A 13,407-nucleotide genomic window follows, 5' to 3' on the forward strand; every position below is an offset into this window, starting at 1 on the left:
TCTTGCCTGAAATATCCCCGCCGGAGGCACGCGCCAAAGGCGCGTTGCGCATTCGATTGCCTACCAGCGTCCGGTTGCCGCGCGCGCGATCAACGCCAGCCGCGCGCGGGCCTCGCTGGTGCCGAGCACGCCCGCCCCGACACGGGAGGGCATGCGCCGCGCCTCGCGCAAAATCGAAGCGGCCTGCCACCCCGTTAACATGGCCGGTGCCGCCTCTGGTGACACCGCCCGCCGCATTGCCCGCGCCCGCTTCAGCCGCACCAGTGCCCGATCCGCCAGCGCAGCCACCGCTTCGGCCCGCCCATCAAGAAGCGGTACCCGGCCTCGCGCTTCGAGGTCCGGGATCGCGCGCAACCAATTGGCCACCCCGACGCCATAGGCAAAATCGCGCACCACTGCTTCCTCAGCCTCGCCCAGACTACGTGCAGCTGCCCAAATCAATGTCCCCGAGGTCTCGTCGATATAGCGGTCGAAATGCGCCTCATCCTCGAACGGATCGGTATAGATATCCCAACGTCGCGCCGCCACCATGGCATCCAGCCGTGCGCCCAGCTCCGGCGACAACACCCGCGCCAAAGGCGTGATCACCTCATGCCGGCGGGGGGTTTCACCTTTGGCGATCTGTTCCAGCGCCTCGCGCCACCATTGCAGGCGCATCTCGGCGATCATCGGCTCCTGTGTGACCCAGGGCGCGCGGGATACCTCAACGTTCAGCGCATAGAGCGGAAACAGCACCCTACGCGCTGGTGGTGGTGCGGCCATGGTGGCGCGGAAGCGGTCGGGATCGGAGCGTTCGACCAATGCCGCGCAGGCGGTCAGATCCTCGTCAAACTGCATCCGCATGCGCCGGCCCTGTATCGTGCACCAATTTCCAGCGAATTGCGTCCAGCAGTGCCTCGAAACTCGCGTCGATGATATTTGCGCTGACCCCCACGGTGGACCAATGGCGCCCCTTGCTGTCTTCGCTGTCGATGGTCACGCGGGTGACCGCCTCGGTGCCGCCTTGCGTGATGCGCACCTTGAAATCGACCAGCCGCATGTCGGCGATCAGATCGGAATATTGTCCCAGGTCTTTCACCAAGGCCCTGGCTAGCGCGTTCACCGGCCCTCGGTCGCTGCCGCTTTCATCCATGGATTCACTCACCGACAGACGCTTTTCACCATCGACCCTGACCACCACGACCGCCTCGGACAGCGACACCATACGGTCATATTCATTCTTGCGCCGCTCGACCGTAACCTTGTAGCGCTCGACCTCGAAGAACATCGGCAAGCGCCTCAGCGCCGCGCGCGCCAGCAGTTCAAAACTGGCCTGCGCGGTATCATAGCTATAGCCTTCATCCTCACGCGCCTTGACCTGGTCCAGAATTTCACCCAGCGCCGGGTCGTCCGGTGCAACTTCAAGCCCCGCCTCGGTAAGGCGGCGGCGCAGGTTGCTTTGGCCAGCCTGATTGGACATCGGGACAATGCGCGAATTGCCCACGGTTTCCGGCGCGACATGTTCATAGGTCGCCGGATCCTTCAGAATCGCGCTGGCGTGCAGCCCGGCCTTGTGCGCAAAAGCGCTGGCCCCGACATAGGCTGCCTGCCGCATCGGCACGCGGTTCAGGATATCATCCAGCATCCGGCTGATCTGCGTCAGCCCGGCCAGTGCGTCGCGGCTCACGCCGATGTCATAACGGCTGGCATAGGGCTGTTTCAGCAACAACGTCGGGATCAGCGAGGTCAGGTTGGCATTGCCGCAGCGCTCGCCCAGTCCGTTCAGCGTGCCCTGAATCTGGCGTGCGCCCGCATCCACGGCGGCCAGCGTGTTCGCCACTGCGTTTTCAGTATCGTTATGCGTATGAATGCCCAACCGGTCGCCGGGAATTCCCGCTGCGATCACCTCGCTCACCACGCGCCTCACATCGGTGGGCAAAGCGCCTCCATTGGTGTCGCATAGCACGATCCAGCGCGCTCCGGCCTCCAGCGCCGCGCGGCAGCAGGCCAGCGCGTATTCGGGATTGGCTGCATAGCCGTCAAAGAAATGCTCGGCATCAAGCAGCGCTTCGCGCTTCTGCGCGACCAGATAGGCGATCGAGGCGCGGATATTCTCGAGGTTTTCGTCCAGCGTGATGCCCAGCGCAGTTTCGACCTGATAATCATGGGCCTTGCCCACCAGACAGACCGAGGCCGTTCCCGCATTCAGCACCGCCGCCAGCACGTCGTCATTCTCGGCCGAGCGCCCGGCCCGTTTGGTCATGCCAAAGGCGGTCAGCGTGGCGCGGGTGTGCGGCGGGGCTTCGAAAAATGCGCTGTCGGTGGGATTGGCTCCGGGCCAGCCGCCTTCGATGTAATCAACGCCCAGTTTGTCCAGCGCCTGCGTAATGCGCTGTTTCTCGGCAGTCGAGAACTGCACCCCTTGGGTCTGCTGCCCATCGCGCAAGGTTGTGTCGTAGAGAAAGAGGCGTTCGCGTGTCATGACCCACGCACCTCACCACCCAGCCTGAGTCGGTCGCTGCCCTCATGCTGTGGCGAAGTGGGCAAAACAAGTCTCATTGCAGCGCATCCAGTTTGGCTGGGTCAAAGTGAGGCAAGCGCACAGCTTCAACGCCCTCTTTTGTGATGTTCACCTCAACTCCCGCATTCACAAGCCCATCGCGCAATCTGTCCGCCTGCGCGTAATCTTTCTTGGCACGCGCCTCCTCTAAGCGCGATAATAGCTCGGGCAGATCAAGGACTTCACTTATGGCGCTTCGAACTGCTTTCGCGGTTTTATCTGCATTATACGCAACATCGATTGCAGTGTTTGATTTCTTGAGATCGAACCCCAGCAACACCTGGCTCGAATACAGTGCACGGATACGGTCTTGTTTCTGCGTCCGGTCACGCGGCAAGTTCGCACCGGCCTCGCGAACTGCATTGATTGCCGACACGCTATCCAAATCATCTGCAAGGAAGTTCACTACAGCCGGAAGGGGCTCGCCAAACTCCAGCTCATTCAGTGTCTCAACGCCATCGCGACCAAGAATCCGGGCAAAGTCAGCCACCGCGACTGCTGCCTCTTGGCGGCGCTTGGCGCTCAGATCCATCAGATTACGATAATGCGACAACAGGAACGACATTCGAATTTCATCTCCGGTCATTGGTCTGCTCAACTGTGGCGCAGTGCCTTCAAGCACGTCACGCACGGTAAAGAAGTTGCCCAAAGACTTGGACATTTTCTTACCATCGACCTGCAGCATTTCGTTGTGCATCCAATAGCGCGCGAAATTGCCCTCGGGATGAGCGCAGCGGCTTTGGGCAATTTCGTTCTCGTGGTGCGGGAACATCAGGTCGTTACCGCCGCCGTGGATGTCAAAACTCGGGCCCAGCAATTCGTGGCTCATGGCCGAACACTCGATGTGCCAACCGGGCCGTCCGCGACCCCAAGGGCTGTCCCAGCCGGGCAAATCCGGGGAGGAGGGCTTCCACAACACGAAATCCATCGGATTGCGCTTATAGGGTGCGACCTCGACCCGCGCGCCGGCGATCATATCCTCGACCGTGCGGCCCGAAAGCTCGCCATATTCTGCATAGCTTTCGACTGCGAACAGAACATGCCCCTCGGCCGCATAGGCGTGCCCGCGCGCGACCAGATCTTCGATCATTGCCACCATCTGCGGAATATGCTGCGTGGCCCGCGGCATCGCATCGGGCTCCAAAGCGCCCAGTGCCGCCATATCGTCGAGAAACCACTGTGTCGTTTCGGCGGTGATCTCACCAATCTCGCGCCCGCTTTCAGCCGCCCGGGCGTTGATCTTGTCGTCGACATCGGTGAAATTGCGGACATATTTCACCTGATCGGACCCAAAGACGTGGCGCAGCAGGCGATACAGCACGTCAAAAACCACCACCGGGCGCGCATTGCCCAGATGCGCGCGATCATAGACGGTGGGACCGCAAACATACATGCGCACGTTTTCAGGGTCGATCGGGGAGAACGGCTCTTTCCGACGTGTGGCTGTATTATAAAGAGTGATATCCGTCATGGCAAAATCCTCGCGGCCCGATGTCTGCGCTGGCTTAGCAATTTGTCACATAGATGGAAACGACAGAAACCGGTCGGTCGAATGTATCGCAGGCAATCAGATACCTGTGCGCGCAAGTCCGTGTCCGGCGCGCACTGCAAGCCTACCCTCCCCCCGCCGTGGCGGGAAAAGGGCGCGTAATACTGTCAGAACCGGAACGACGCGCGGAAGGTGAGGCTATCCGCATCGTAATCCGTCGTGGTACCTGCGAAATTGTTGAAATCATGGCGCAGCAACTCGCCGCCCAGCGACACCCGATCGTTCACGGCATAAGACATGCCCAAACCATAGATATTGCCGTTATCGTTGCCGAAGGATGTTTTCATCCGCGCACGACCCAGAACCGCATAGCCCATGAACGGCCCAAAGTCGTAACCGCCCTTCACCTTGACGCGGCCGATATTGTCTATGTCGCCCGCGCTACCCAGAAGCCCGATATCCGTGCGCTCATATTCCAGTTCGCCCCCGACCACGAACTGGCCAAAATCGAGATCGTAACCAATGTGCGCGCCATAAGTCGCGCCGTTGTCGCCGCCCGGACCATCGACGTCGGTCCAGCCAAGGCCTAGCCCGAAATACAGGCCGCTCCCATCCTGCGCAGTGGCGGGGAGCGCAATCGTTGACGCAATCATCCCGGCGCTGGCCGCCGCCACGATAAGTTTTTTCATTACTGCTCTCCTTAATATCGGGGCCTGTTTGCAGATGCAGCCCTCTTGCCGCGCAATATGCGCCGCACGGGTGCGCGATTCAAGCGGCTTGGCCCAACAGGGCACGGTTTCGGCGGCGTTCGGCGCCAAAGCCGGGCAATATGGCGCAAACAAACGATTATGTCGCAAATAGAACAGAACCAGCAGTGGCACAGGCCAGAGTGGGCATAACGGGGGAGGTCGCGATGCAAGGTGAATTGTCCAAGATTGCCCTGATTTGTCGCACAATCGGAGCTGAACGCGGCCGCGCACCGAGGGGGGCACCAGTGGCGCTCTGATCCGCCGTTAACCTTCTCTCACTCCTGACGGACCAGATATCATGACAACTCAAGCCCCCCCTGCCTCTTCAGGTCGTAGCGGCGGACGTGCCGCGCGGCGCGCCGCCCGTGCTGCACCGCTCGCTGCCCATTTGCGCCCGGTGCGCCCTGGCCTCCAAGGCGGCCAATACCAAGCACTGACCCAAGCCGGCATGGAGCGCATCCACACCGCTGCGCTGGATGCGCTGGAACAGATCGGGCTGGCCGATGCCCCCGAAAGCGGCATTGCACATTTGACCGGTGCCGGGGCGATATTGGGCGATGATGGGCGGCTTCGCTTTCCCCCGGCGCTGATCGAGGACACCTTGGCAAGTGCCAACCGCGAAATCACCCTGTTCGGGCGCGATCCTCGTCACGACATGACCCTGTCCGGCAATCGGGTGCATTTCGGCACTGCCGGTGCCGCGGTCCATCTGGTCGATGTTCTGAGACGCGATTATCGCGAATGCACGGTGCAGGATCTACACGACGCCGCGCGGATCACCGACGTTCTGGATAATATCCACTTCCTGCAACGGCCCATGGTTGCACGGGATATTCCCGACAATCGCGAGATGGATCTGAACACCATATATGCCTGTTGCGCGGGCACGACCAAACATGTCGGCACGTCGTTCACTGAACCGGCCTTCGTGCCGGATGCGTTCCGGATGCTGCACCTGATTGCAGGCGGCGAGGATAAATGGCGCGAGCGTCCTTTTGTCAGCAATACCAACTGTTTCGTTGTGCCGCCGATGAAATTTGCCACCGAAAGCTGTCAGGTGATGGAGCGCTGTATAGAGGGCGGTATGCCGATCCTGCTGCTGAGCGCTGGACAGGCGGGTGCGACCGCGCCCGCCCCAATCGCCGGAGCAATCGTTCAGGCGATCGCCGAATGTCTGGCCGGGCTGGTCTATGTCAATGCAGTCAAACCCGGTCATCCGGCGATTTTCGGCACCTGGCCGTTCGTTTCTGACCTGCGCACCGGTGCCATGTCGGGCGGGTCGGGTGAGCAGGCACTGCTGACGGCGGGTTGCGCGCAGATGCACGCTTTTTACGGCCTGCCCGGCGGCGCGGCGGCAGGGATCGCGGACGCCAAGCTGCCTGACATGCAGGCCGGATGGGAGCAGATGTGTTCCAATGTCATGGCCGGGCTGTCTGGACTGAACATGGTTTACGAAGCGGCGGGAATGCATGCGTCGCTATTGGGATTCTGTCTCGAATCGCTAATCTTGGGCGACGACCTGATCGGGCAGGCGCTGCGCTGCGTGCGCGGGATTGAAGTCGACGAAGATGCCGTATCGCTGGAAACCATCCGTGCGACCTGTCTTGGCGGGCCCGGCCATTACCTTGGGTCGGATCAAACACTGAACCGGATGCAGACCGATTACGTCTATCCTGCTTTGGCCGACAGGCTGTCACCGAAAGAATGGAATGAGCGTGGCAAACCCGACCTGATCGCCAATGCCATTGCCCGCAAGGAGGCCATTCTGGCCAAGCCTTCAGCGGCACGATTCGATACCGACACCGACGCAGCGATCCGGCAGGCGTTCCAGATTCACCTGCCCCGCTAACGACTTTTGGGGACGACGACGCCCGGCCTCACGAGAGGCCGAGCATCTTGCTGCCGTCCGGGGCACGGCGCGGCGTTGGCCCGGAGCAACTGCAAATCTTTATTCAGTCGCCGCGGGCAACTGGCCCGCGTCTTGTGCTGCGCTCACCTCTTCGGGGCTCAGCACGCCATCGGCATCCGTGTCCATCGCGGAAAAACCCTCGGCGGTGATGTCTGCATTGACTGCTTGCACTTCATCCAGCGTCACCATTCCGTCACCGTTGGCATCTAGATCGGCCTGTGCCCATGCGGGGGCGGTCAGAACAACTGCTGCGACTGCGCTCATCAGGATCGTTTTCATTGTGATACTCCATTTTTTGGTTTCAGGAAGGCGTAGACCCGCCCTCACCCTGTAAGACTCCAAAATGACCGCTTAGGTCCCACAAACTTCTGAATGACACTGCTAACAGCCAAACATTGCCGATTTTCGCCAGCTGCCTGCGCAGCCTACCGCCGAAAAAACCGGCTTCATCGCGATAGGCGGAAAAGCCCCGTCTTTTCAAACCCTCAGCGGATATTTTTTGCTAGCGACCCCGGAAGCGTGACGCGCCTATGTCTCGAAACGAGATTGAGGCTGACCACGGTTTAGCAGGTCAAGGCCGCAACACCGGATAGCTGACCTGTCGAAACGCGTAATCAGCCCGACCGGCGCAGCGGCGCGCCCATCGCGGAACCAGCGAACAACAAGGCCGAAACGCAAACGATGGTCGGCCCCGTTGGCGTGTCAAAGTGCCACGACGCCGCCAACCCCCCAAGCGCCGATACCGCCCCGATGCCGGCAGCCACCAGTGCCATTGCTTCAGGTGTACGCGAAAATGAGCGCGCGGCAGCGGCCGGAATGATCAGCATGGCCGCGATTAACAGCGCACCGACCACCTTGATCGCAACCGCCACCACCACCGCCAGCGCCAGCGTCAGAATCAGTTGTTCACGTCGTGGGTCAATTCCGCTGGCATAGGCCAGATCCGTGTTCAATGTTGCCGTCAACAACGCCGACCAGCGCCAGACGACAAGTGTCGTGACAATGCCAGCGCCCCCCCAGATCACCGCCAGATCGCCGCGCGACACCGCAAGGATATCGCCAAACAGATAGGCCATCAGATCGACGCGCACGCCCGTAAGGAATGACACTGCCACGAGCCCCGCCGCAAGCGAGGCGTGGGCCATCACACCCAGCAGCGTATCCATCGCATAGCCCCGCCCCGACAATGTCGAAACCGTCAACGCCATCAGCAACGCAACCGTCAAAACTCCGGCGAACACCGGTAGGGACAGGGCCAGCGACAGGGCAACGCCCAGAATCGCGGCATGTGCCGTGGCCTCACCGAAATAGGCCATGCGCCGCCACACCACGAAACACCCCAAAGGAGCCGCAGCCACCGCCACCCCCAACCCGGCCAGCGCCGCGCGGATGATGAAATCGTCGAGAAAATTCATATAGCAGCCTCGGGTGTATCGTGATCGTGATCGTGGTCATGAGAATGGTGATGGCGATAAAGGGCCAGCGCGCCCTGCGTTCCAGCCCCAAATAACGCGCGATATTCCGGGGCCGAGGCGACGTGCTTAGGCGCCCCCTCGCAACAGATATGGCCGTTCAGACAGATGACCCGGTCGCTGGCGCTCATAACGACGTGCAGATCATGGCTGACCATCAGCACGGCGCAACCAAGGCGAGCACGCACATTTTCGATCCGGCGATAGAATGCGGCCGATCCGGGTTGATCCAAACCCTGTGTCGCTTCATCAAGAATCAGCAGTTCAGGCTGTTCTAGAAGCGCTCGCGCCAGCAAGACACGCTGAAACTGCCCGCCCGAGAGCCCGCTCATCGGGCGGTCGGCCAAGGGGGCGACGCCGGCCTGCTCCAGTGCCGCCAGCGCCGTGGCCGCACTGACGCGGCGTGGCAACCCCAGAAACCGGCGCACGGTGAGCGGCAATGTGGGGTCGATATGCAGCTGTTGTGGCACATAGCCAATCCGCAGGTCCGGCTTGCGGCGCACCTGCCCAGCGCTGGGATTGATCGCACCAATGATCGCACGCAGTAGCGTCGATTTGCCCGAGCCGTTAGGGCCGACGATGGTAACAATCTCGCCGCGCCCGATGTTCAAATCGATATCGTGCAAGACTGTATTTGCGCCCAGACGGACCGCCAGACCCTTGATATCTAGCAAGCTCATGCGCGGTGCTCGACATCGCATTGCGGGCAGAGACCCGTTGCCTCGACCACTGTGTGCTCGATATTGAACCCAGTGCTGCGGGCCGTCTGGGCGAACCCGCCGCGCCGGGGTGTCCAGATGGTCTCGGCCACCGTATCGCAGGCACGGCAGATCAGGAAAGCAGGCATATGGCAGTCACGGGGATGGGCGCAGGCGATATAGGCATTGAGATGCTCAATCTTGTGCGCGAACCCGTGGCGTACAAGAAAATCCAGCGCGCGATAGGCCACCGGCGGCTGCGACCCGCGCCCCTCTTGCGCTAGCCGTTCCAGAATGTCATAGGCGCCCATCGCCTTGTGCTCTTCAGCCAGGATTTCAAGAACCCGCCGACGACCGGGCGTGAATTGCAGGTTGTTTTCGCGGCACACGGTTTCGGCCCAAGCGATCAGGGCGTCGATACAACTGGTGTGATCGTGCTTCTCAAACCCGACGATATCCATGGCATCCTCATCTACAGATTTACGGTTGATATGTAATAGCATTACGCCTAAGGCAAGGCGATATGTTATAACATATGGAGACCCCACATGAAAATCCGCTTTGCTGCCGCTCTGGCGACCATCGCGTTTTCTCCGGCTGCATGGGCCAAGTCGCCCATGGTTGCGACGGACATCTCGCCGGTGCACTCGCTGGTGGCACAGGTCATGGACGGTGTCAGCACGCCGACGCTGATCATCGACCCTGGCGCCTCACCGCACGGCTATGCGCTGCGCCCGTCACAGGCGCAGGCACTGGAAAAAGCCGATATCGTATTCCGAACCAGCGACGAATTGACCCCTTGGCTGATTGACTCGCTGGCCACGCTGTCAGGCAGTGCGCAACAGGTGGAGCTGATGCAGGTCGAAGGCACCATCGTCTTGGAACAGCGTACCGGTGACAACTTCGACCCCCACACCCACGACGACCACGATGACCACAGCGACCACGACGACCATGGTCACGAACATGATGAACACGATCACGACCACGATCACGCCTATGATCCACACGGCTGGCTGGACCCGAAAAACGCCATTGTCTGGCTGGACACTATTGCCGCCGAACTGTCAGCGCTCGATCCCGATAACGCCACCACTTACGCCGCGAACGCGGCCAAGTCCAAGGCCGAATTAAACGCGCTGATCGAAGAGGTTTCCAACGCTTTGGCACCGTTGCACGATCTGCGTTTCGTGGTTTTTCACGACGCGTATCAATATTTCGAATCCCGGTTTGGCGTGACGACTACGGGGGCGATTTCCATGAGCGATGCCAAAGATCCCGGCCCGGCACATCTTGCTGCCTTGCGTGACCGGATAACGGAAATGGGCGTTACCTGCCTGTTTACAGAACCCCAGTTCAACCCGGCCATGATTGACACCATCCGGGGTCAACGTGACCTGCAGGTTGCGGTGATCGATCCCCTGGGGGCGACACTGCAGCCTGGCGCAACGCTTTATTCGCAGCTTCTGCGCGATATGGCACAAGCCCTGCAATCCTGCCGGACAGATTGATCTGGCCCTTGGGTCTCCGCTTCCTGCGCGAGACCCATTCAGCCCGGTGAACTTCACAGAAAAAGCGGTCAGCTGCATATCACCGCTGACCGCTATCTAGACCGGTCCCGTCAAAATTCGCCACACCACGGGCCAGAACGCCACATTCCAGCATCCTGGCGACACATGACCATCAAGAACTGCCCTCGCTCGGGTCGCCTCGCACAACTTAGCGCGCGGGAGTTCTCTCGCCTAATGCCGGAATCTGCCGTACCATAGCTGCAAATCAATGCCCTTTGCTTGATCGGTGGCCCGGATTGGCCCTTGCGTTGGGCTCTGCACGCCAATAGAAGGCCCTCGATTTTAGCGTAATCCGTGCCGCGCCCCTTTGGCGCGCGCATAGCCATTGGGAAAAGCATCATGCAGGTCACCGAGACTCTGAACGACGGTCTTAAACGCGGCTACGCGATTACCGTTACCGCCACCGAACTTGAGAATAAAGTCCAGGAAAAACTGGTCGAAGCCCAGCCCGAGGTCGAAATGAAGGGCTTTCGCAAGGGCAAGGTGCCATTGGCCCTACTGAAAAAGCAGTTCGGTCAGCGCCTGATTGGCGAGGCCATGCAAGAGGCCGTGGACGGTGCGATGAACAAGCACTTCGAGGAAAGCGGCGACCGCCCCGCAATGCAGCCCGACGTCAAAATGACCAACGACGACTGGAAAGAGGGCGACGACGTTCAGGTCGAACTTTCCTATGAGGCGCTGCCAGAGATCCCCGAGGTCGACTTGGCGTCAATCCAACTGGAAAAGCCGGTGGTCAAGGTTGATGAGGCGTCGGTTGACGAAGCTTTGGAAAACCTGGCCGAGAACGCCCAGGACTTCGAACCGCGCGACGAAGGTGACGCAGCCGTAGACGGCGATCAGGTGGTGATGGATTTCGTCGGCAAGGTCGATGGTGAGGCGTTCGAAGGTGGCTCCGCCGAAGACTTCCCGCTGGTGCTGGGATCCGGCTCGTTTATTCCGGGTTTCGAAGAGCAGCTCGTCGGCGTGAAAGCCACCGAGGAAAAAGACGTAACCGTCAATTTCCCTGATGAATACCAGGCTGAACATCTGGCCGGCAAAGAGGCGGTTTTCTCTTGCTCTATCAAAGAAGTGCGCCGCCCCGTCACAGCCACAATCAACGATGATCTGGCCAAGAAATTCGGAGCTGAAGACTTAGCCACGTTGCGCACCCAGATCAGCGAGCGCCTTCAGGAAGAGTATGCTGATGCCTCCCGCGCCCTGATGAAACGGGCACTGCTGGATGCGCTGGACGAAAAAGTGTCTTTCGAACTGCCCCCCAGCCTGGTCGAGACCGAGGCGGGCCAGATCGCTCACCAGCTGTGGCACGAAGAAAACCCCGACGTGCAGGGCCACGATCACCCCGAGATCGAGACAACCGACGAGCATAAGAAACTTGCCGAGCGCCGCGTGCGTCTGGGCTTGTTGCTGGCCGAACTGGGCCAAAAAGCCGAAATCGAAGTGTCCGACTCCGAGATGACGCAAGCAGTAATGAACCAGGCGCGTCAATATCCAGGTCAGGAGCGCGAGTTCTTTGAGTTCATCCAGAAAAACCAGCAGATGCAGCAGCAACTGCGCGCGCCGATTTTTGAAGACAAGGTTGTGACTTATGTCTTTGAGCTGGCCGATGTCAGCGAGACGGAGATCTCCAAAGACGATCTGCAGAAAAAACTGGAAGAGATGGACGAAAAAGACGTCTAAGCCATCTGCTCACATGACGATGCGAACAAAGGGCCACCCGTTGCGGTGGCCCTTTTGCTGTCTGTCTTTCGCAATATGGCCATGATACGCGTCTGATCAATCATTGCGCTCGGCCACCCGAGCTGTATTTGATTTTGCCGGCATAAGTTGCCGGTGTCTTGCACTGCCTCAGCACTCGTTGTTTCCCCAGCACTTCGGCAGGCTAACGAATGTGCCGCAAAGTCCTTGCGGTTCTGGTGGTTATCCGTCGATTTTTTGTCGCCCACCTCTTGCACGTCCGATGCTCACTGAACAATACTGCGCGAAAGTAGGGAATTCGTATGACAATGGCCACTCAAACCGAAGGCAAGACATGTCCGCTATTCAGCGATACCCTAACCTATGCCCATGTGATCGCAGTGCGGTCTTGGCGCAGGGGTGACACCGACAGACGCCGGTCCGACGAAAGACACTCGTGGACAAAACGATGCGCCACCGCTTGCGCAGAACGACAACACTCAACTGCAATGATCTGAATGGCGTCTCGACCTTGACAGGCTTGCCTATCTTGGACGACTTGTTCGCCGACTGCACGCAAAGGATGACCCCAATGGAAGCCGAAGCCATGACCAATCCCACCGTTCTGATCCTATTGGGGCCTCCGGGTGCCGGCAAAGGCACGCAGGCACGCAAGCTGGAACAGCAATTCGGGCTGGTGCAGCTTAGCACCGGCGATCTGCTGCGCGAAGCCGTGGCCGAGGGCACCGAAGCCGGAAAACAGGCCAAGACGGTGATGGAAGCCGGGCAATTGGTCAGCGATGATATCGTCATCGCCATCCTTCGCGACCGCGTTGGGCACGAGGAATGCGCCCGCGGCGTCATACTGGATGGTTTTCCGCGCACCACGGTGCAAGCCGATGCCCTGGGTGAAATGTTGGCAGAAAACGGGCAATCAGTCGACGCGGCGATCAGCCTCGAGGTTGAGGATACCGCCATGGTGCAGCGTGTCGCGGGCCGGTTCACCTGTGCGAATTGTGGCGAAGGCTATCACGACGACTTCAAACAGCCGATAACGCCGGGTGTCTGCGACAAATGTGGCGGGACCGAGATGACGAGACGCTCAGACGACAATGCTGAAACCGTTGCCAGCCGTCTGGCCGCCTATCACGAGCAGACCGCACCGTTGATCGCGTATTACGATGCTCTCGGGGTATTGCATCGTGTGGATTCGATGCAGGATATCGACAAGGTCGCCGACGAAATGAGCGAGATCGTACGCGGGGCGATGAAGTAGACACGTCCAGAGCCGAAGAAGACCTTGCGC

General features: G+C 60.0%; 12 protein-coding genes. 4 read left to right on the forward strand and 8 right to left on the reverse strand.

What is annotated here, in order from left to right; genetic code table 11:
* Nucleotides 1–60 precede the first annotated feature (60 nt).
* The 4 genes from JAO82_RS08430 to JAO82_RS08445 all read right to left on the reverse strand — a co-directional run bounded on the left by JAO82_RS08430 (nucleotide 61) and on the right by JAO82_RS08445 (nucleotide 4,717).
* Nucleotides 61–837, reverse strand: coding sequence for a phytoene/squalene synthase family protein (locus JAO82_RS08430; protein WP_198685919.1), 777 nt, complete (start codon nucleotides 835–837; stop codon nucleotides 61–63).
* Entirely contained in the window at nucleotides 827–2,461 is a 1,635-nt protein-coding gene (gene cimA / locus JAO82_RS08435) for a citramalate synthase (protein WP_198685920.1), read from the reverse strand. The genes JAO82_RS08430 and cimA overlap by 11 nt, the downstream gene beginning before the upstream one ends.
* A gap of 73 nt (nucleotides 2,462–2,534) precedes the next feature.
* Nucleotides 2,535–4,010 carry a cysteine--tRNA ligase gene (cysS, locus tag JAO82_RS08440; protein WP_198685921.1) on the reverse strand — a complete coding sequence of 492 codons (1,476 nt, stop codon included), beginning with the start codon at nucleotides 4,008–4,010 and terminating at the stop codon, nucleotides 2,535–2,537.
* A 185-nt stretch (nucleotides 4,011–4,195) separates the two neighbouring features.
* On the reverse strand, nucleotides 4,196–4,717 hold the full coding sequence (locus tag JAO82_RS08445; RefSeq protein ID WP_198685922.1) for an outer membrane protein: 522 nt from the start codon (nucleotides 4,715–4,717) through the stop codon (nucleotides 4,196–4,198).
* Between the two features lie 358 nt (nucleotides 4,718–5,075).
* Between JAO82_RS08445 and JAO82_RS08450 the strand changes: the two genes are divergently transcribed.
* Nucleotides 5,076–6,626: a trimethylamine methyltransferase family protein gene (locus JAO82_RS08450; RefSeq protein ID WP_198685923.1), complete on the forward strand. Its 1,551-nt coding sequence runs from the start codon at nucleotides 5,076–5,078 to the stop codon at nucleotides 6,624–6,626.
* A 99-nt stretch (nucleotides 6,627–6,725) separates the two neighbouring features.
* On the opposite strand, the gene JAO82_RS08455 is transcribed toward JAO82_RS08450, so the two are convergent.
* The 4 genes from JAO82_RS08455 to JAO82_RS08470 form a co-directional block, all read right to left on the reverse strand.
* Nucleotides 6,726–6,965 (reverse strand): EF-hand domain-containing protein, encoded by a 240-nt coding sequence (locus JAO82_RS08455; protein ID WP_198685924.1) that lies wholly within the window; start codon nucleotides 6,963–6,965, stop codon nucleotides 6,726–6,728.
* A gap of 335 nt (nucleotides 6,966–7,300) precedes the next feature.
* A complete protein-coding gene (locus JAO82_RS08460) occupies nucleotides 7,301–8,101 on the reverse strand; it encodes an iron chelate uptake ABC transporter family permease subunit (protein ID WP_198685925.1) in 801 nt (266 codons plus the stop codon).
* Nucleotides 8,098–8,838 (reverse strand): ATP-binding cassette domain-containing protein, encoded by a 741-nt coding sequence (locus JAO82_RS08465; protein ID WP_198685926.1) that lies wholly within the window; start codon nucleotides 8,836–8,838, stop codon nucleotides 8,098–8,100. The genes JAO82_RS08460 and JAO82_RS08465 overlap by 4 nt, the downstream gene beginning before the upstream one ends.
* Nucleotides 8,835–9,317 carry a transcriptional repressor gene (locus tag JAO82_RS08470; protein WP_198685968.1) on the reverse strand — a complete coding sequence of 161 codons (483 nt, stop codon included), beginning with the start codon at nucleotides 9,315–9,317 and terminating at the stop codon, nucleotides 8,835–8,837. The genes JAO82_RS08465 and JAO82_RS08470 overlap by 4 nt, the downstream gene beginning before the upstream one ends.
* Before the next feature lie 87 nt (nucleotides 9,318–9,404).
* On the opposite strand from JAO82_RS08470, the gene JAO82_RS08475 reads away from it, so the two are divergent.
* From JAO82_RS08475 to JAO82_RS08485, 3 genes are all read left to right on the forward strand, one after another.
* Nucleotides 9,405–10,367, forward strand: a complete 963-nt coding sequence (locus JAO82_RS08475) for a zinc ABC transporter substrate-binding protein (RefSeq protein WP_198685927.1) — start codon at nucleotides 9,405–9,407, stop codon at nucleotides 10,365–10,367.
* Nucleotides 10,368–10,766: 399 nt separating this feature from the next.
* Entirely contained in the window at nucleotides 10,767–12,104 is a 1,338-nt protein-coding gene (gene tig, locus JAO82_RS08480; protein ID WP_198685928.1) for a trigger factor, read from the forward strand.
* A 589-nt stretch (nucleotides 12,105–12,693) separates the two neighbouring features.
* Nucleotides 12,694–13,377 (forward strand): adenylate kinase, encoded by a 684-nt coding sequence (locus JAO82_RS08485; RefSeq protein WP_198685929.1) that lies wholly within the window; start codon nucleotides 12,694–12,696, stop codon nucleotides 13,375–13,377.
* Nucleotides 13,378–13,407: the final 30 nt, after the last annotated feature.

Source organism: Pontibaca salina, assembly GCF_016307205.1.
Lineage (GTDB): Bacteria > Pseudomonadota > Alphaproteobacteria > Rhodobacterales > Rhodobacteraceae > Pontibaca > Pontibaca salina.

Bases quoted from the DNA above. Each gene is read 5' to 3' on its own strand.
- JAO82_RS08430 (WP_198685919.1), bottom strand. From the start codon at position 837: ATGCAGTTTGACGAGGATCTGACCGCCTGCGCGGCATTGGTCGAACGC.
- cimA (WP_198685920.1), bottom strand. From the start codon at position 2,461: ATGACACGCGAACGCCTCTTTCTCTACGACACAACCTTGCGCGATGGG.
- cysS (WP_198685921.1), bottom strand. From the start codon at position 4,010: ATGACGGATATCACTCTTTATAATACAGCCACACGTCGGAAAGAGCCG.
- JAO82_RS08445 (WP_198685922.1), bottom strand. From the start codon at position 4,717: ATGAAAAAACTTATCGTGGCGGCGGCCAGCGCCGGGATGATTGCGTCA.
- JAO82_RS08450 (WP_198685923.1), top strand. From the start codon at position 5,076: ATGACAACTCAAGCCCCCCCTGCCTCTTCAGGTCGTAGCGGCGGACGT.
- JAO82_RS08455 (WP_198685924.1), bottom strand. From the start codon at position 6,965: ATGAAAACGATCCTGATGAGCGCAGTCGCAGCAGTTGTTCTGACCGCC.
- JAO82_RS08460 (WP_198685925.1), bottom strand. From the start codon at position 8,101: ATGAATTTTCTCGACGATTTCATCATCCGCGCGGCGCTGGCCGGGTTG.
- JAO82_RS08465 (WP_198685926.1), bottom strand. From the start codon at position 8,838: ATGAGCTTGCTAGATATCAAGGGTCTGGCGGTCCGTCTGGGCGCAAAT.
- JAO82_RS08470 (WP_198685968.1), bottom strand. From the start codon at position 9,317: ATGGATATCGTCGGGTTTGAGAAGCACGATCACACCAGTTGTATCGAC.
- JAO82_RS08475 (WP_198685927.1), top strand. From the start codon at position 9,405: ATGAAAATCCGCTTTGCTGCCGCTCTGGCGACCATCGCGTTTTCTCCG.
- tig (WP_198685928.1), top strand. From the start codon at position 10,767: ATGCAGGTCACCGAGACTCTGAACGACGGTCTTAAACGCGGCTACGCG.
- JAO82_RS08485 (WP_198685929.1), top strand. From the start codon at position 12,694: ATGGAAGCCGAAGCCATGACCAATCCCACCGTTCTGATCCTATTGGGG.